This window comes from Tellurirhabdus bombi (genome assembly GCF_021484805.1).
GTDB classification, from domain to species: Bacteria; Bacteroidota; Bacteroidia; order Cytophagales; family Spirosomataceae; genus Tellurirhabdus; species Tellurirhabdus bombi.
In genome coordinates this window covers 3,951,080-3,970,775 of the sequence record NZ_CP090557.1, presented here as the reverse complement: position 1 = coordinate 3,970,775, position 19,696 = coordinate 3,951,080, and the positions used below count along the sequence as shown (strand labels likewise).

At 49.5% G+C, this 19,696-nt stretch carries 10 protein-coding genes; 6 read left to right on the top strand and 4 right to left on the bottom strand.

What is annotated here, in order from left to right; all coding sequences use genetic code 11:
- Positions 1-5 precede the first annotated feature (5 nt).
- Positions 6-1,166, bottom strand: coding sequence for a mandelate racemase/muconate lactonizing enzyme family protein (locus L0Y31_RS16765; RefSeq protein ID WP_234734231.1), 1,161 nt, complete (start codon positions 1,164-1,166; stop codon positions 6-8).
- Positions 1,167-1,227: 61 nt separating this feature from the next.
- On the bottom strand, positions 1,228-2,115 hold the full coding sequence (locus L0Y31_RS16760; RefSeq protein ID WP_234734230.1) for a sugar phosphate isomerase/epimerase family protein: 888 nt from the start codon (positions 2,113-2,115) through the stop codon (positions 1,228-1,230).
- A 237-nt stretch (positions 2,116-2,352) separates the two neighbouring features.
- Between L0Y31_RS16760 and L0Y31_RS16755 the strand changes: the two genes are divergently transcribed.
- Both L0Y31_RS16755 and L0Y31_RS16750 read left to right on the top strand, forming a co-directional pair.
- The gene (locus L0Y31_RS16755) at positions 2,353-3,261 is read left to right on the top strand and encodes a ThuA domain-containing protein (RefSeq protein WP_234734229.1); all 909 of its coding nucleotides are present in this window, start codon (positions 2,353-2,355) and stop codon (positions 3,259-3,261) included.
- Between the two features lie 8 nt (positions 3,262-3,269).
- Positions 3,270-6,461, top strand: coding sequence for a PVC-type heme-binding CxxCH protein (locus tag L0Y31_RS16750; RefSeq protein WP_234734228.1), 3,192 nt, complete (start codon positions 3,270-3,272; stop codon positions 6,459-6,461).
- Between the two features lie 80 nt (positions 6,462-6,541).
- Here the strand turns inward: L0Y31_RS16750 and L0Y31_RS16745 are convergent, their stop codons facing one another.
- Complete coding sequence (locus tag L0Y31_RS16745) at positions 6,542-9,064, bottom strand: DUF5686 and carboxypeptidase-like regulatory domain-containing protein (RefSeq protein WP_234734227.1); 2,523 nt, start codon at positions 9,062-9,064, stop codon at positions 6,542-6,544.
- A gap of 284 nt (positions 9,065-9,348) precedes the next feature.
- Between L0Y31_RS16745 and L0Y31_RS16740 the strand changes: the two genes are divergently transcribed.
- From L0Y31_RS16740 to L0Y31_RS16730, 3 genes are all read left to right on the top strand, one after another.
- Entirely contained in the window at positions 9,349-12,810 is a 3,462-nt protein-coding gene (locus L0Y31_RS16740) for an Eco57I restriction-modification methylase domain-containing protein (protein ID WP_234734226.1), read from the top strand.
- Positions 12,811-12,956: 146 nt separating this feature from the next.
- Positions 12,957-13,412 carry a hypothetical protein gene (locus L0Y31_RS16735; protein ID WP_234734225.1) on the top strand — a complete coding sequence of 152 codons (456 nt, stop codon included), beginning with the start codon at positions 12,957-12,959 and terminating at the stop codon, positions 13,410-13,412.
- 88 nt (positions 13,413-13,500) lie between these two features.
- Positions 13,501-14,985 (top strand): helix-turn-helix domain-containing protein, encoded by a 1,485-nt coding sequence (locus tag L0Y31_RS16730; protein ID WP_234734224.1) that lies wholly within the window; start codon positions 13,501-13,503, stop codon positions 14,983-14,985.
- A gap of 28 nt (positions 14,986-15,013) precedes the next feature.
- On the opposite strand, the gene L0Y31_RS16725 is transcribed toward L0Y31_RS16730, so the two are convergent.
- Positions 15,014-16,033, bottom strand: a complete 1,020-nt coding sequence (locus tag L0Y31_RS16725; protein WP_234734223.1) for a LacI family DNA-binding transcriptional regulator — start codon at positions 16,031-16,033, stop codon at positions 15,014-15,016.
- 468 nt (positions 16,034-16,501) lie between these two features.
- On the opposite strand from L0Y31_RS16725, the gene L0Y31_RS16720 reads away from it, so the two are divergent.
- Complete coding sequence (locus tag L0Y31_RS16720; RefSeq protein ID WP_234734222.1) at positions 16,502-19,681, top strand: SusC/RagA family TonB-linked outer membrane protein; 3,180 nt, start codon at positions 16,502-16,504, stop codon at positions 19,679-19,681.
- Positions 19,682-19,696 lie beyond the last annotated feature (15 nt).

Here is a 19,696-nt window from a genome sequence, read left to right as displayed (position 1 = left end):
AGGGTTTACTGTTTATACTCGTTCACAAAATCCCAATTGGGCGTCAACCCTAAACCGGGACCAGTGGGAACATCGATAAAACCATCTTTTACTGTAATCTGCTCCTGAACCAGTTCATACATCATGGGGTTTCCACCCAGCGAAAATTCAATGATGGTGGCCGCTGGTGAGGCAAACGCCACGTGCAGCCCCGCCATGAACGAAAAGGCTGATCCCCAGCAGTGCGGCGCCAGTTCGAGTTGGTAGGTACTGGCCAGGTGCCCCACGCGCATCGCTTCGGAGATACCGCCAATGATGGCCGAGTCGGGTTGTACCACATCTAGCGCCCGTACTTCGATCAAATCCCGAATGTCAAAGCTGGTGTATTCGCTTTCACCGGCAGCAATGGGAATCGATGTAGAAGCCCGCACCTCCGCCGTTCCGTGCCGATTGTCCGGGCTTATGGGTTCTTCAAACCAGTAGAGGTTGCAGTCTTCAACGCCCCGACAAAACTGTTTTGCTTCCGGTACGCTGAAGGTACCGTGGGCGTCGGTCATTAATTTGATGTTATCGCCGAGGGCTTCGCGAGCCGCCCGCACGCGCGCAATGCTGCTCTGAACCGTGTCGTCCATGACGCCCACGCGCATTTTTACGCCGCTAAACCCTTTGGATACATAGCCATTTAACTGCTCGCCGATGCGGTCAACCCCCGCCCAGCCGCCGCTCGCGTAAGCGGGCATCTGGTCCCGGCACGCGCCACCCAGTAATTCCAGCACGGGTACGTTCAGCGCCTTTGCTTTCAGGTCCCACAGGGCCGTATCAATGCCACTCATGGCCGAAATGGTCAGTCCCCGACGCCCCAGAATCGGGAATTTCCGACCGCGTTTTAAGGCGTAGTGGTCGCGGGTTCCGTTGTACAGGTGTTCCCAGATGCGGGAGATGTGCCGGGCATCTTTCCCAATCAGGAGCGGTTTTAGCTCCTGTTCAATGCAATGAACAATGGAGGAGCAAACGCCCGATGACCCAACGGCGGCTTTGGCTTCTCCAAATCCCTGTAGGCCGTCTTCGGTGGTGACCACCACCAGCGTCATATCAAAATCGGTTAGCAGACCGTAATCCGAAGCGTGTTGTTTTTCTTTTGGGATCGGGCAGCGCAGCCAGAAAGCTTCTACGTTACTAATTTTCATGGAGGAATTCAGGTTTGTTTGTGTCTGGTTTCGGCTGATTACTCAAAAACCGCCAGACCGCTTATTTAATCAGGGCTGAAAGCGTATCGATTGATTTTTGGGTGAGCATGGTATAAAACTCCTCCGTGACGGATGAGCTTCCGTGGTCTTCCAGAAACTTCTTCTGTTCGGGACTTAGCCCCTGCGGGTTTTCGTCGATGGAGTTGGGGTAAGGGTTGGCCGGAGTGCGGTCCAGGGGCGAGCAGAACTCCACCGAAAGGACTTCATCGTAGCCCACTTCGTGGAGGGTTTCAATGATTTTCGGCCAGTTTAGCGTCCCCATGCCCGGAGCCATGCGGTTGCTGTCGGCTACGTGGAAGCCAACCAGACGTCCTTTGGCCCGACGAATCGCATCGAACAGGTTTTCTTCTTCAATATTCATGTGAAACGTATCCAGACAGACGCCGCAATTAGGCCCAACCGCCTCGGCCAGTGCCAGCGCCTGGTCGCCGCGATTCACGAAATAGGTCTCGAAGCGGTTGATGGGTTCGATGCCCAGCAAAATTCCGGAAGCCTCGGCGTAGTCATAAATTTCTTTCATCGCCTCTACGGCCCATTTCCATTCTTCGTCTGGTCTGCCGTCGGGGACAATTTTTCCAACTGTTCCCGGAACCACCGAAACCATGTGGCCGTCCAGTTCTTTGACCATGCGCACCACATCTTTGACGTATTGAATGGATTTGGCCCGTTGTGCTTCGTCCTTAGCCAGCAGATTGCGATCTTCCAGCATCAGCGTAACAGACCCCCAGCAGCCTAAGCCGTTTTCTTTCAATAACTTCCCGACAACTTTGGTGTCGTAGTGCTCGGGACTTCCGGCAATTTCCAGTTTGTTATAACCTAATTTGGCAATCCTCCGGATGGTCGTTTCGATGGGTTCGGCGCGCATCCAGTTATGAATTGAAAGCTCCATAAATACTGAATTGGATAATGGGGATTAAGGTGTAAATAGGGTATAAGGCGGGGACTCACCTTGATACGTTGTCCGATCTTATAAACATAAAGACAGATCGACGTAATTTATACTTCTTTTACGGAAGGCCGAGTGCCGCTTCTAAATTGATTTGGGGCTTTTTTGGGTAGTATTCTGGGACGAATGTCTTTTATCGAAAGAATGAATGACTACTGATTCAGGCCTAAGTGATACAATATGAAAACAAAACGCAGAGCTTTTCTCCAACAAACAACGAGTCTATTGGGCATGGCCGGTTTATTGACGCTGACCAAAGCCGGGGCGCAGGCCGCGCCGAATGCAGACCAGCAGGCAGCCAAGCCTTTAGTGGTGTTTGTAACCGGAGATCACGAGTACAGCAGCGAGCTTACCCTGCCGCTGCTGGCCGCCGAACTGGAAAAGAACTACGGAATGCGCACAAAAGTCCTGACATCGGTGCCGGACTATAAGGGGGAAAAAGATATTCCGGGCCTGGAAATTCTGCGCGAAGCCGATCTGGCCGTGTTTTACCTGCGCTGGCGTCTGCTTCCCAAAGAACAATTGCAATACATTGACGAGTACCTGAAATCGGGTAAGCCCGTGATGGGTTTCCGAACCACCACCCACGCCTTCAATTATCCCGACGGCGACGACCGCAAGTCCTGGAATGCGTTCGGAGAATATGCCTTTGGTAGTCCTCCGGGTTGGGGCGGAGCGGCCAAGCACACGCACTACGGCCACGAAAGCACAACCGATGTCAGCATTATCCCCGCCGCAGCCAAGAATCCCATCCTGATCGGCGTTGCACCTACCTTTCATGCCGCCTCCTGGCTCTACCACGTGCTGCCCGATTACCCGGCGAAAGGGTCTACGCCCTTGTTGATGGGTAAGGCCGTTAATCCCAACAACAAAAACGCGGTTGATAATCCCGTGGCCTGGACCTGGAAAAACCAGTGGGGCGGTAAAGCCTTTATGACCACGCTGGGGCACCCCGAGGATTTCAACGTGGAGTCATTTCAGCGGCTGGTTATAAACGCGATCCATTGGGAATTAGGCAAGCCCGTTCCTAAAAAATGGAAAGGTAAAATCGATATCAACGTGCCCTACGGCCATCCTAACAAATCCTGATCACCACAATGTCTAAACCCAGGAAGCGCAGTCTCATTGGCGTGCTGATCGCCTTTGGATTGGCACTCATCGCCTTCAGTGCTTTTCAGTCGAGTCAATCCGAATCATTAACCATTAAGCTAGGGTCCCGCATCGTTTTACTCGGTAATAATCTGGGATCAAGGATGATGAATTACGGTTCTTTCGAGACCGAAATGCAAGTTCGGTATCCCCAGCATTCGCTGGTCATTCGCAACATGTGCGATGGCGGGGACACCCCCGGTTTCCGCCCCCACGCCAGCCGCAATTTGCCCTGGGCGTTTCCCGGAGCCGAAAAGTTTTATGAAGGAACCGAATTAGCCACCAATTCGCAAAGTGAAGGGCATTTTGACAACCCCGACCAGTGGCTTACCCGCCTGAAAGCCGATGTAATTGTTGCTTTTTTCGGCTATAACGAATCCTTCAATGGAAAAGCCGGTCTGGAAAAATACAAAGCTGAATTGGATGCTTTTATCAAATGGACACTGAGCCAGAAATATAACGGAACCGCTGCGCCCCAACTGGTCCTTGTATCGCCCATCGCCTTTGAGGATTTGTCCGGTAAATACGATCTTCCGAACGGCAAAAAAGAAAACGAAAATCTGGCGTTGTATGCAAAAGCGATGAAAGAGGTTGTCGAAAAAAACAACCAGAGCGCTGGATCCGTGCTTTTTGTAGATGCGTTTGCTCCTTCGCAGCAATGGTATGCAGACAGTAAAGAAGACCTGACCATTGATGGTTCGCAGCTTAATGCCGCGGGGTATCAAAAAATGGGCGTTTTGCTGGCCGATCAGATTTTTGGGAAAACGCCTGCCAAGACCGAAAAGAACCGGCAGCTCGTCGATGCCGCCGTTTTGGAAAAAAACTGGATGTGGCATAACGATTACAAAATTCCGAATGGCGTGCATGCCTACGGTCGTCGGTACAACCCGTTTGGACCAGACAATTACCCCGCCGAAATTGAGAAGATTCGCCAGATGACCGACATCCGTGACCAGGCGATCTGGCTGGCGGCTGACAAAGGTCAGAAGATGGATGTGGCCGCTGCCGATAAAAACACCAAGCAGCTTCCCCCGGTAAAAACGAATTTCAATCCCGAGAAAAATGGTAGCCTGACCTACCTCTATGGCCAGGATGCGCTGAACAAGCTAAAAGTCGCTCCCGGCTATAAGATTGAGCTTTTTGCGTCGGAGGAGCAATTCCCGGATCTGGCCAAGCCCATGCAAATGTCGTTTGACAACAAAGGGCGGCTCTGGATTGCGACGATGCCAAGTTATCCGCACTACAAACCCGGCGATGTTAAGCCCAACGATAAAATCATCATTCTGGAAGATACCAATGGGGACGGAAAGGCCGATAAACAAACGGTTTTTGCCGATGGCCTGCATTTGCCCGTTGGCTTCGAAATTGCGCCGGAAGGCGTTTACGTTTCGCAGGGAACCAACCTTAAATTTTTCCAGGATACCAACGGCGACGATAAGGCCGATAAAGTGGAGATTCTGCTGAGCGGCTTCGATGATCACGATACGCACCACAATAGTCACGCGTTTACGGTCGATCCGTCGGGAGCAATTTATTCGGGCGAAGGCGTGTTTTTGCACACGGACGTGGAGACTTCGTACGGTCCCGTCCGGGCAACCAACGGCGGTTTTTACCGCTACAGTCCGCAGCTTCGTAAATTGGAACGGACGGCCCAGCTTTCCATCCCGAATCCCTGGGGAATTGCTTTCGACGAATGGGGACAACCTTTCTTTGCCGAGACCTCTAGCCCCGATGTGCGCTGGATGATGCCGGGTTCGGTTTTTCCCCGCTACGGTGAGGCAACCCATAAATCCGTTCAGTTGGTTGAAGAAGCCCACCGCGTGCGTCCAACTTCGGGTCTGGAATTTATTTCGAGTCGCCATTTCCCCGACGAAGTGCAGGGCGATTTCCTAATCAACAATACCATTGGTTTTTTGGGGACGAAAGAGCATTCGCTCGTAGATGATGGGACCGGCTATAAAAGTCGCCACCGGGCCGATCTGATCGTGAGTGAAGACCGGAATTTTCGGCCTGTCGATATGGAGTTTGCTCCCGATGGTTCGCTTTACGTCATCGACTGGCACAACATCCTGATTGGTCACATGCAGCACAACGCCCGCGATCCGCTGCGGGATCATTCGCATGGGCGGGTATATCGGGTTACGTACCCGGCGCGTCCACTGGTGAAACCAGCCAAAGTTGACGGAGCGAGCATTGAAGAATTGCTGGATAACCTAAAGTTACCGGAATACCGGACTCGTTACCGCACCCGTCGCGAACTTCGGGGACGGAATACAGTGGAAGTATTAGCCAAACTAAACACCTGGATCGCCAAACTGGACAAAAACGATCCGCGTTACGAACACCATATGCTGGAAGGCCTGTGGGTAAGCTGGGGGATGAACAAAGTAGACCAGAAGCTACTGCGGCAAATGCTGAAAGCAAAGGATTTTCACGCGCGGGCGGCGGCGGTTCAGGTGGTGCGTTATACGGGGCATCAGGTGCCCGATCAGGCTAATTTGCTGATGCAGGCCGTTCGGGATGAAAACAGCCGGGTTCGTCTGGCCGCTATCGTGGCTTCCTCCTGGATCGGAAAAGAAAAAGGACTGCCTATCCTGGAAGAAGCCAAAAAGATGCCGCTAGACGACTGGATGATTCACGCCTACGAAACGGCGGTGGCGCACTTGAACGATAAGCCGGTTAAAAAAGAGAAAGAGGTTGCCGTAAAAACTAGTCTGAAAGGAAAGGAACTCGAACTCTTCACGCTGGGAAAAACCATTTATAACAAAGAAGGCTATTGCGTTACGTGTCACCAGGCAGACGGAAAAGGCTTGGTCTCCTCTGGATTCCCGCCGCTGGCCAGTACGACGTGGGTAACCGGCAACGAAGATCGGTTAATCAAGATTGTACTAAAAGGGTTATTGGGGCCACTCGAAGTTAACGGGAAAAAATACCCCGGTCAGGTGCCAATGACGCCTTTTGGTGGCTTGCTCAACGACAACGAAGTAGCCGCCGTACTGACCTACGTGCGCAATTCATTCGGCAACCAGGCGGCCGCCATTCAGGCCGATCAGGTGAAAAAAGTCCGGGCTGCCACTGAAAGCAAGAAGGATTTTTATTCGTCGGAGCAGCTTCTGAAAGCCCATCCGATGGAGAAATAAAAAGGAGATAATCTGTAATAAAAACCCCGCGACAGCTTACGGTCGCGGGGTTTTTGTTGGTATCGTCTTGGCGAAAAAGTCTACAAACTTAGATAAGCAGAGACCTTAACGGCGAAGCGCGTCACGTTTGGATTGTCGCGGTACGTGAGCCGGTGCAGCGCATCGACCCGAAAAAGCTTGAAAATATTGTCGATGCCGTAGCCCACTTCCACATACGGCGTGCGACCCAACGCCCGGAAGCCTTCCACGGAGCGGCCCGCTTCGTCGGTGGTGGGAATGAGCAGTGTGTTTTTCTCACTAACACTACCCGCAAATACTTTGGCGGTCACCAGCGTACGCCACTTCAGCCGCCGAATGGCCGGTAGCCGGTTGAAAAACAGGCCTTCGAAATTGTGTTCAAATTTCAGCGATACATAGCGGTCGCTGACAAACTCGAAGAAATTCATCAGGTTATAGGCGTTGTAAAGGTAAAAGAACGTCTCGTTGCCCAGCGGTGTATACAAGAGCGGATAGGGAATGGTCGAAGGAATATAGCCAGCATTCACGTTGTAAAACGTCCGTCCCAACACCCCCACGCGAAAAGAGTGCCGCCAGTCGGCGGAGAAGCGGTGGTAGTTGAAATCTCCGTGAAAAACGTGGCTCATGCCCAGGTTATACCGAAAGGTAAATACAGGTTTATTGGTGGCCGTGATGTTGTAGCGTTCATTATCGTTCTGGACCATCAATTCGCCCGGTGCGTAGCGTGTTTCCAGCGTCAATTCGGTAGTCTGGTAACTGGTTCGAACGTCTGTTTCGGGACTAATAACAGGCTCCGTACGGTAGGCAAATGGGAAAAGCGGCTGAAAGCTTCTGTTTTGTAGGGCAATAGTCTGCGTGAAGCCACTGCCTAACTCGCGTCGAATGTAAGTCGAATAGCTCTCCTGATAATAGGGTCGGCGGTAGATGCCAAATCGGCTGTAGGCCAGCAAAAGCGAATTGTTGTTCAGGTTTTCGGCATTAATACCCAACTGCTCCAGATCGTTACTATACCGAACACCGGCAATGGTATAAGGCTTTTTAGAGAGCACATAGTCGATATTGAGGCCATATTTAAACTGCTCGTCGCGGGTGCCATAAGCGAGGTAACCGCTTAATAGCCAGCGGCGGCTAAAACCCGTGTTGGTACGTAAACCAATTCGAAACCGGTTGCCCTCAAAAGAATTGTTGGCGTACGTGTACAAAATAGGCCCAAAATCAAGATGGAGCTTACCCAGCGGCTGGTAACCGTTAAAACTAAGTTGAAGCAGTTTAGCCGTTGTTTTCAAAAAAGGCGTATTCCGAACCGAATCAACCACATCAAAGGCGTGCATTTCTTCGGCGGTGACCGAAGCCGGGCGAATGTCGTTCCAGAACTTCGGGTCTTTTTCCTTGTAATTGTCGGCCAGTTCCAGAGCGGGTTCGTAAAACTTGGCTTCTTTGGGTTGATTAACGACGATTTCCTGGGCAGCAATAAAAAAGCGAACGAGGGCTCCCGGCGCATTAGGCGATACCTCGGCCATATCGATGCTGATTTGCGTCAGCGTTGGCAGGCGATGCCCCGTTTCGGTAGCCTCGTATTCCTGTTCGATCCGTAGTTCATCCACAAAATTAATGTTGGCGCGCCCATCAATTTTAGACTCAATCTGAACGAGTGAAAACTGTGTTGTATCGACCCAGACTGTGCCTGTGAAAGCCAAATCCGTTTGCCGTTTGGGCTCAAAATCAATCTGAAAGCAAGTCGATTCGCCCACTTTCAGCGTGTCCATCAGGTGAAATTCGTAATACGTTTGCCAGGCAGAGCCCAGGGGGGAGGGGATGTCCTTCCGCAGGACCGTCAGGAAGTTGTTGTAGAAATTATATTGCTGAAAAGACGCACCCGTAAACTGAGAAACCAGACTGCCATCGTTGATTCCTACGGCAGCAATGCGGGTTCTACGAATAATTTCTTTGGACTTGTTCGGATTATGAAGCTCGTAGTAATCTGAATAGTTTTCGGACACAAAAACCGGAACGGCGGGCAGCCCATTGTCGTCAGTTACGGCAGGGAGCCGACTTAGTAAGCGCCCGACGGGACCCGGGCGGCGGCCCTTTTTGCGTTTTTTAGCGAAATTATTGATATAGGCCTCAATCTTGGTGTAATTCTCGTACTGGAAGGCTTTGAGTTTACTGGGGTCGTATTGGTCACTGCGGCGGCGGGTCTCCCGAATAATGCGGTAGGCTGGATCACCACCTTTGGCATACACTTTAAATTCTTGTAAAGTGGCGGCAGAGTTTTTCAGGGAAATATCAAGGGTCTGGACAGAGGTTTGACCAAGAGCGGCTTTTGTGGTTTGATAACCCAGGCTGGAAACCACCAGCGAATCAGTGAGTTGGGGCGTTTTGAAGGAATAGCGTCCATCGGCATCAGAGGTAGTTCCTATGGCTTTGCCTTTCAGAGCAATGCTGGCAAATGGAATTCCTTCGTTAGTAACTGCGTCGGTAATGCGTCCTGAGAGAGTGTATATATTCTGGGCAAACAGCAGGTTCGCCAGAAGACAGAATACGATACTTAGTCCACCTGATAAAGCAGGTATAGCATGTTTCATGGAGTTAGTTGATGTATCAACCATAAGCTAACGCTAAAAAAGTCAATCTGGTTTACTTTCTTTGAATAATTCCAGACAGGATGTCTATAATTGCTAATAGAGCCTATAAAATGTAGGTTAATTGCAATTTTGATTTCTACCTCTAGCTCAAAGGACTAGCGTTGGAGCCTCTTGAAAAGAACGGGAAGATGGCTTCTGCCCTTAAGGATGATGCTGGAAAAGACCAGACTGTTGCTAAATCATTGTAACTTGGCATCTGATTTTGTTTCAGGTATACTTTTTTCATGAATACCACCGCTGCCAAGCCTTACTTAACGCCCCGTCAGTCGCTCGAAAATACAGTTAGCCGAATGGCCGTCGGGCGTGCGCAACTGGAGATTTTTAAAAACCAACTACGTTTTTTGCTTGGTGAGGTAGAAGAGAACAGCGCACCAGAAACTGTGAAGGCAGCGCTTGTTGGCTTCTTCAGCGAAAACGGGTTTGGTACGGAATACCTGATTGGAACTGACAAAAAAGCCCGGATTGACCTTCACGCATCACAGGCAGAAGACGGGCGGCCCGGAGCTATCATAAGCGTTAAGACACCGGCTGATCTGGCCGAAATGCCCACCTTGTTTAGCCTCAACGTACGGGCGATGCATGAACTGGTTTTGCATTACCTGAATGAACGAATCCTAGGCGACAACACGAATTTAAAGCGACTAGCCATTACCAACGGCCACGAATGGTTTCTGTTCGAGGCGGCAGATTTCGAGCGTTTGTTTGGGTCATCGACCATGCTGGCGCGGCATTTCCGGCAGTGGCACGAGGGGAAAAAAAGCCGCCAGACACCCGAGTTTTTTTACGACGAGCTAGTAAAACCATACCTTCGTAACCTAAAGAACGAACAGATTCCGTTCACCTACTTCAACCTGAAGGAATACGAAAATCGGCTGACCAGCAACGGTATACGCGCTGAAGATGAACCGTTGATTCCGCTTCTGAAAGTGCTGTCGCCCACGCATCTGCTTAACCTTGAGTCTGAGGGTATAACTTCATTCTGCGCTCCGTTTTACCACGAACTGCTACACATCATCGGTCTGGAAGAAGTGAAGGAGTCCGGCAAAGTGATCATTCGGCGGTGTCAGCAGCCTGTAGAAGGGTCTTTGCTGGAGCGAACGATTTTGAAGCTGTACGAAGGCAACTATATAAATCTGCCGGGGGACCGAGCTGAGGAAACAAATGCTGCGGATTTGGTCTTTTCCGCAGCGCTGGAGCTTTGTCTGACCTGGGTTAACCGAATCCTCTTTCTGAAATTGCTGGAAGCGCAAATTGTCAGCTACCACAATGGCGATTCCTACAAGCATTTTCTGCGCTGCGACCGCATACCCAACTATGAGGCGCTCAATAATTTGTTTTTTCAGGTGCTGGCCTGTCTGCCTGAAGAACGCTCGGCCACGGTCCAAAAAGGCTTTGGATTTGTGCCTTACCTGAATAGCTCTTTATTCGAAGTGAGTGAGCTGGAAGCGCAGACCATTCAGATCAGTCAGTTGGGAAATGAGGCGGTTATGCCTTTTTACGCAGAGACGGTGCTACGGGATGGGCAGGGTCGTCCCGTGACGGGTTCGGCTTCCACTTTGCATTATCTGCTTGACTTTCTGAATGCCTATCACTTTAGTCCGGAAAGCCGCGAAGAGATCCAGGACGAGGCAAAAACACGCATCAATGCAGCGGGGCTGGGACTGATTTTTGAGAAGCTGAACGGCTTCCAGCAAGGCTCGTTCTACACGCCGGGCTTTATGCCTCTGTACATGTGCCAGACAGTACTGCGGCGAACGGTTGTTGAGAAATATAACGAACAGATAGCGGAAAAAGAGCACGCTGTTGCTGACTTTGCTGATTTAAAAAAACACTTAGGTAGTAGTGATATTTCAGCTCGCCAACGCGTGAATGACCTCATCAACAACCTGCACATCTGCGATCCGGCGGTCGGTTCGGGGCGTTTTCTGGTGGCAGCCCTAAACGAACTGATTGCGATCAAGGCCGATCTAGGCGTGCTGAGTTACCACGACAATGGCGAGCCAGTCGCAGAATACGACATTACGCTTGAAAATGAGGAGCTATATGTTACGGAGCGGGATACTGGCAAGCCGTTTGCCTACCACCTGGATCGGCAGAACCAGCGCCCGATTCCGGCACTTCAGCGCATGCAGGAAACCTTGTTTTATGAGAAACAGACACTGCTGGAAAACTGCCTTTTTGGTGTCGATATTAATACAAATGCCGTTAAAAGTTGCCGACTGCGTTTGTGGATTGAGCTGCTGAAAAATACCTTTTATGAGGTAAAACTGAAGCTTGAGGAACCGCGAACGGACGTCGCCTTAACGCCGGGTACGCCACTTTGCATTCTGCATTTGAAGACGCTTCCAAACCTGGATATAAACATCAAACAAGGCAATAGTTTGGTAAGCCGATTTAAGTTAGGAGAGGATTTGACGGACGTTTTTCGGCAGCAGCAGTTTAGTCACGAACTCTACATCAGAACGGTTCAAGCGTATAAAAATACAACGTCCAAAGCGGCTAAGGCTGAGATGCTGGATTTTATCCAACGCATTAAGGAACAGTTTCGCACGACTGTTTCCTTGCGGGACCCACGGCGTAAAAAGCTGGCTGAATTTCGGGGCCAACTGACGCTGCTGGAACATAACGTAGATCTTTTTGGCAATGAAATTCGCTCAGGGGAAAACATTGCGCTCGAAAAAGAACGCATTCGTCAGCGGTTGGATCTGGTGGAAGAAGAGCTAAAAGCCGACGCCAAGGCGGCGCATTACCGCTCCGCGTTTGAGTGGCGCTTTGAATTTCCGGAAGTACTGGATGAGCAAGGAAACTTTATCGGTTTTGACGTTGTAATTGGCCATCCGCCGTTCGCGCGGGCTACCGAATTGGTAGCTCTGAAATTGCATCTGGCCCGCCATTTTAACGTGTATGCCAGCGCGGCTGACCTGGCCGTGTATTTTGTGGAATGTGGTCTGTCATTGCTAAAACAAGGCGGGCATTTTTCGGCCATTATACCAGCGGATAGCATTCGGGTAGGGGCCGGTAAAGCTTTGCGGCGGTGGCTTCAGAACTGGCAAATTACTGAGGTACATGATTTTGGCAATCTGCCTGTATTTGGGCGAGGTCTCCGGTCGCCGCTTATTTTGTCGGTGCAGAAAACCACGCGAAATGCTGCCGCAGTTGTCTCGCAAGTTCAAAGCTTGTCCGTTCAGGATTTGAAAACACACCTAACGACGCACGGGCTGACGCTGTTACCCGAATTTATGGGAGATGAAGCCTGGCAATTTGTGCCCGAAAAACAGCAGCAACTGTGGACTAAAATACGGAACAAAGGCGTTTTGCTCAAAGATTTAACCGACGTATCGACTGAATGGCGTTTTGGCTGGGACGTAGGCGATCAGGAAGAGGCAAGCGAAGAAAGCTATTATTGGCAGGCGCTGCTTCAGTCCAAACCCACCCGCTATTACCTGTCGTTGCTTGGACTGAACCAACTAAAAGCTACTGCGAAGATAATTGGCCTTATCCCGATTCCGCAATTACTCCCAGAAAATCAACAGCCTTTTATTCAGCGCGTAAAAGCCGTATTGAACGCTAAGCGGCAGAACCCGGAGACGGATATTTCAGCGTTGGAGAACGAAATCGACCGGTTAGTTTACCATGTGTATGAGTTAACTGATGAGGAAATTGCCACCGTCGAAGCAAATACTTAGTTTGTACTTTGAACAAAGCCAATAAGGGCTGGTTTTAATACGCAATGTCTCCCATTAAATCTGAAAAAATATACGTATTTTGGTAACATCTACGTTTAAATAGGAGCTTAATGCACTGAGTTAACGCGTTTAAAATCTAGCTTTTTATGATCCGCTCGACGATATTTTTGTTAGTTCTGGTTTTTGCTTTTTCCTGCAAGTCAAAAAACAAGGATGATGTCAACCCCCGTGAACAATACGTTGGTACCTATGATGTAGCTTACACGGCATCAACGCTTGTGGGCACTTTACCCTTCAATCCTAATGAACGCGGTAATGGACAAGTTGTGGTGTCGGCGGGTAATGCTGCTGACGAACTTAAGTTTGATATTTCGTTTCCGGCTTACACAGAAACAATCATGGCCAAATTATCGGGCGGTACCTTTGTCTGGGAGAAGCAGAAGGATATTCTGAAAGTTGGCGCTGGCAGCTACGACGCTGATTATTCGGCATCGGGTGAATTTAGAGGAGCCAACCTGATCATCAATGCGCGAGCGGAAACCACTACGCCAGACGGTACCAAGATTGTTAAAACAAGCACTTTCAACGGAATAAAAAAATAAGGTTTAGCGGGTAAGGTTTGAACTTTGAGCTTAGATTGAAGAACTTTAAACTTTAAATCTCAAATCTTTCCCATTAAACCCCTTTGCCGTGGCTGTACATACGGATCATATTCGACTTCTGTTTGGACTTAAACTGAAACAACTACGGCTTGATAGAGGATTGTCAATCAGTGAATTGGCTCAAGCTTCCGGGCTGTCAGTTTCTTATTTTACCGAGATCGAAAAAGGGCGTAAGTACCCTAAAACCGATAAGATTGCCGCCATTGCCGCCGCGATGGGCGTTGACTACGATACGCTGGTTTCGCTGAAACTAAGCAAAAAGCTGGAGCCAATTTCCGATTTACTGCGCTCTAAATTTCTGACCGAAATTCCGCTCGAACTTTTTGGCATCGATCCGTCTGACTTGCTGGAGTTGCTGGCTGAAGCGCCCGCCAAAGTGAGTGCGATGATTTCGACCTTCATGGAAATTGGCCGTAGCTACAACATGAGCGTTGAGCGTATCTACATGTCCGTGCTGCGTTCTTACCAGGAAATGCACGACAATTATTTCGAAGACATTGAAGCCGAAGCAGATCGGTTTCTGGAACAATATGCCTCTGGAAATACGCCCGTCGATGAATCCTTGTTAACGAGCCTTTTGCGGTCGAATTATAACTACAAAATAGAACGCTTCGACCGGGCGTCTCGCCCTGATCTGGCACCCTTGCGGTCTTTCTTTCGGCCCGAGTCGAGTACGCTGTATCTGAATGGGCATCTATCGGAGGAGCAGCGGCTGTTTATCCTGGCGCGTGAGGTTGGCTTTCGGTTTCTGAATCTTAAAAATCGTCCATTAACGTATGCGTACGTAGAGGCTGATTCCTGGGAACAGATCTTAAACAACTACAAGGCTTCTTATTTCGCTGGGGCCATCTTGATTCGCCGCACCATGCTAATCGAGCGACTTCAGGAGCTTTTCAACCGGGAAAGCTGGAGCAACGACGGCTTTCTGGAACTAATTCAGTCGTGCCGGGCTACTCCAGAGCGCTTTTTCTATCGATTGAGTAACTTATTACCCCGGTATTTTGGCATTGATCAGCTGTTCTTCTACCGGATCAATAATACAAGCGGAAAGACAAGCTACCATTTAACAAAAGAAATGCACCTTTCACGCCACCAGGGCCCGAAAGGCATTGTTGATGAGCATTTCTGCCGTCGCTGGATTGCGCTTACTATTCTGCAGGAACTATCGTTTACGCAGCAGCATAAAAATTTCGGAGGAGCCTTGTGCCGGGCTCAGCTCTCCACCTACGCCGACTCGGAGCAGACCTATTTTATCGTGTCGGTAGCGCAGCCGTACCAGCCTCACCAACAAGAGAATATGAGTGTATCCATGTGTTTCAAAATGACGGATACACTACGGACCAAGATGCGCTTTTTGAACCCCTTATCGCCTGAAATCCCCATTCGGATTGTGAATGAAACCTGTGAGCGCTGCGGTATTTTCGACTGTCGGGAACGTGTGGCAGCCCCAATAATTTTGCAACGAAAACGCCAGCTCGAAGCCATGAAGCTTGCTTTGGAAGGACTAAAATAAGCCTTTGAAATCGGTTACAATACTCATTCTACTTGCGAAGCGAAGAAGCCCGAATCTGTAGCTCAGACCGTAAAACGATGGTATTTGTGCTAGTCATGCTCATGGTGCCATTTAAATGGTTAATTAAGCACTGTACCGCCATTTCGCCCATTTCCTGACCAGGGTAGTGAATGGTAGTCAGTTTGGGTTCAACTACCTGAGAAACAGGATCATTATTAAAGCCAACTACGGCAATATCTTGCGGAATGGATAGACCTACCTGCTTTAATTCGCCCATGCAGCTAACGGCGCACAAGTCATTGGTAACAAATAGTCCATCGGGTTTTTCATCCAGGGCCTCGATCCGGCGGGCCGCTTGCAGACCAGCTTCGCGGCTGAGGTCAGTGACGAGCAGCAACGAATCATCAAAAACTAGGTTATGGTCCATCAATGCCAGTTTATAGCCTTTTAAACGGTCGGCGTAAACATTTCGCTTTAGATTTCCGGTAACGTGCATGATGCGACGGCATCCCTGTTCAATGAGATGTTCGGTGGCTTCGTAACCAGCCCGAACGTTATCAATAATAATGTTTGTGCAATTCTTATGGGCAGCTACCCGGTCAAAAAATAATAGCGGAATTTGCTTTCTGACGAATTTATCAAAGTGATCAATGCTGTCTGTATCGTAGGCAAGGGAGACTAGTAAACCGTCTACCCGGCTGTTGAACATGGTTTCTGCATTGGCTATTTCTTTCTTGACAGACTCTAACGACTGGCTGATAATCAGGTTGTAACCCGCTTCGTTAGCTACCTTTTCCATGCCTGCCAGAACATAGGACATGAAGTTACTATTTAGGCGAGGAACAATAACACCAATGGTATTGGTCCGTTGGCGGCGGAGATTACTAGCGAACGTATTCGAACGGTAGCCCATCTCTTTGGCCGCCGTCGTAATGATATTCTTTGTGTTGCTATTTATTGCCGGATGGTCATTCAGTGCCCTGCTAACAGTAGCGGGAGAGAGATTGAGCAACTTGGCAATATCATAAATCGTAATTTCTTTCTCCATGAGGTTAGTAACTCGAAAAGCGGTGTCGTAAGATAAAAGCAATTCTTTGAATAAACTGCTGCAATCGGTTTCTGAAAGTCGGAAACTTATTCAACAATTTCTCTAATTATAATAAATAATTTTACAAGCTACTACTATTCAGGTACTTGAGTAAAAGATTTGATTTTTACTTAAGAAAGAATCAGTATAGGAAAATTGAATAACCTGTTTCTAGGGACTAATAGAGACAAACTCTATTAAGCTTATCCGACGATATTTCTCCAAAACAGTACATTTCGACTGTAAAATTTAACTATTCTAAAAAATATATACTGCAACCGATTGCATTGTATAAAAAAAAGTAGGATTTTTAGGCTCCAAAGGGAAAAAGCCAGATCTAGGAGGCCATTACTGCCTGCTACTCATTTCAGACTGGCTTGATCTTCGGTAAAATCAGTGAAAACCTATAACTAACTGATAATTAAAACGATGATTCTTAATTTTTACTTCACAAAGCCATTCTGCGTACAGCGTGCAAGTGCTCCGCCAATGGTTAACATTCTCTTGAGGCAGCTTCGACTCTTACTGTCGGTCGTGTTGCTCTTGTTAGGTAGCTTATTCAGCGCTCAGGCACAGAACGCAGCTGTGCATGGCACGGTAACGGATGACCAGGGTGGGGGACTACCCGGCGTAAGCATTCTGTTAAAGGGAACGCAAACGGGAACCGTAACGGATGTTAATGGTCGCTACTCCATTAATGTGCCCAATAGCGGCGGTACGCTGGTTTTTTCGTTCATAGGTTATGTGAGCCAGGAGGTACCGGTTAGTGGCCAGTCAACCATCAATGTCAAGATGGCTACGGACATTAAATCACTCAATGAAGTGGTTGTAGTCGGTTATGGTACGCAGCGGAAAAGCGACATTACCGGCTCTGTTGCTTCAGTTGGTTCCGAAGCTTTGCGGGAAGTGCCCGTAGCCAACCTACAGCAGGCCTTACAAGGCCGGGCGGCGGGTCTGGAGGTACAGCAGATCGGTTCCAAGCCGGGTGCTGGTGCCCAGATTCGTATTCGGGGCGAGCGCTCCATCAATGGGTCCAACGACCCGCTAATCGTTTTAGACGGGATTCCGTTCGAAGGCGGAAACCTGAACGACATTAATCCAAATGAAGTAGAATCCGTTGAGGTTCTGAAAGATGCATCGGCAACAGCCATTTACGGATCGCGGGGTGCCAACGGTATTATCTTGGTAACTACGAAACGGGGCAAAGCGGGTCCGGCCCGTCTGACTGTCAATTCATACTATGGCGTTAGCTCCGTGGCGCGGAAATATCCAGTATATAGTCCCGAGCAGTACCGGGCCTTGCGGGACATTTCACCGTTTAACGGGGGCTATTTTCAGCAGGAATTGGAATCGATTGCAACTGGCCGTTCAACGGACTGGCAGGACTTGATGTACAAAAATGGGTACATTACCGACAACAGCGTTGGCTTATCGGGCGGAACGCAGGACAGCCAGTTCTCATTGGCAGGTGGTTATTTTAAACAAACTACCGTGTTGCCAGGACAGGATTTTACGCGCTTCTCGCTACGGGCAACCATTGACTCAAAGGTTGGGAAGCGGTTGCGTATAGGCCTGAACACACTCAATACGTTAGGCATAACGAACGGCGATCAGTTTGTGAATCCCATGTTTCCAATTTTGGCATTAAGTCCGCTGATGCCGGCCTACGATGCCGATGGCAATATTGTTCGGTCGCCTGCTGGTAACGTGGATGACCAGGCTGGAACCTACAGTCCATTATTGCTTAACAACAACGATAACAACTGGGTTGACCGGAAACGCCGCCTACGCACCTTTAACAGCGTTTATGGTGAATATCAGATCATTGATGGGTTGAAATACCGCTTGAATATCGGTCTGGACTACCGCCAGGAACAACAGGCGCAGTTTCAGGGAGCAGATAGCTACTTCCGGGTTCGTACCGGTAATACGGCCAGCGTTAACAACATCGAAGGATATGGTTACACCATTGAAAACCTGTTGACCTACGAAAAAACCATTGCCAAAAAGCACCGGATCAATCTGACTGGATTGTATAGCCGACAAACGGATCGTACGTATAACAGCTACGCGAAGGTGGATTCCATCGACCAGGATTTTATTCAGTTCTACAACCTGGGGCAGTCCAAACAATCCTCGACAAACCGGCCAACGCTGAGTGGTTCAGAATCGACCTGGGGGTTGATTTCCTATATGTTCCGGGCGAACTACGCTTACGACGACAAGTACCTGATCACGCTAACGGGTCGCCGGGATGGGTCTTCGCGGCTGGCGCAGAAATGGCACAACTACCCGGCTATATCACTGGGCTGGAACATTGCAAACGAAGCCTTCATGAGCCCCGTCAAAGTGATTACGAACCTGAAATTACGGGCGGGTTGGGGTGAAACATCGAACCAGGCTGTTGCGCCTTACTCATCGTTGGGTGGTGTAACCAATACGATCGCAAACGGTAGCACAAACGTTCCTATTTTGTACAATTACGGTCGGGATATTCAAAGCGGTTACTACGTCAATGCGGCGCCAAACACAGCGCTGGATTGGGAATATACACGTACCACAAATGTCGGGCTTGACTTTGGTTTCTGGGGTAACCGCCTGACGGGGTCAGTGGACTGGTACAGCGCGCAAACCCGTAACATTCTCTACGGTCTGGCGCTGCCATCTTCATCGGGAATTCCGGGTAACTTCACGACCAACATTGGTCGGATGGAGAACAAAGGTTTGGAAGTAGCCCTGAGCAGTGTAAACGTTAAAACATCGTCGGGTTTTACCTGGTCAACGGATCTGAACTTCTTCTTTAACCGCAACAAACTGCTTGGTTTACAGGATGGTTTCGTTCGGAACATTCCCAACGGATTGCACGTAGGTTACCCGATTAACGCCATTTACGACTACAAAAAGCTAGGCATCTGGCAAATTAACGAATCCGAAGAAGCCGCCAGATACGGTCAGGTTCCGGGGCAAATTAAAGTGCAGGATGTTAGCGGTCCGGAAGGTAAACCCGATGGCAAGATTGATGCAGACTACGACCGGACGATCATCGGTAGCGGACAAGCCAAGATTCAGGGTGGTCTGACCAATCGGTTTTCTTACAAAGGATTTGATTTCTCGTTTGTGGCTTACGCCCGCATTGGCGGAACCCTGGTGAGCGGCATTCACCAGCCTTTGGCGGGTTACCTGACCATCGACGATGGCCGCCGCAACCAGTTGGCCGTTGACTACTGGACCCCAACCAACCCAACGAATGACTTCCCGATGCCTTCGTCGCAAATTAACCCGCCAAATGCCAGCACGGCCTGGACAACGCTGGGTTATTACGATGCCTCGTTTGTCAAAATCAGAAGCATGAACCTGGGGTATACCTTCGATAAGAAAATCCTGGATCGTCTGAAAACCAATTCCATTCGCGTATACGTGCAGGCGCTGAACCCATTCCTGTTGTTCTCGCCCTACGTGAAAGCGGGAGGCATTGACCCCGAGCCAACCGGAACCGGAACCAGCGGATTTATCCAAAGTGGCGGTAACCTGCCAAACCGTGCGTTGACCATTTCGTTAAGCACGCCACCAACTCGGTCGTTTATTTTTGGTGTCAATCTTAGCTTTTAATTCAAGAACCCATAC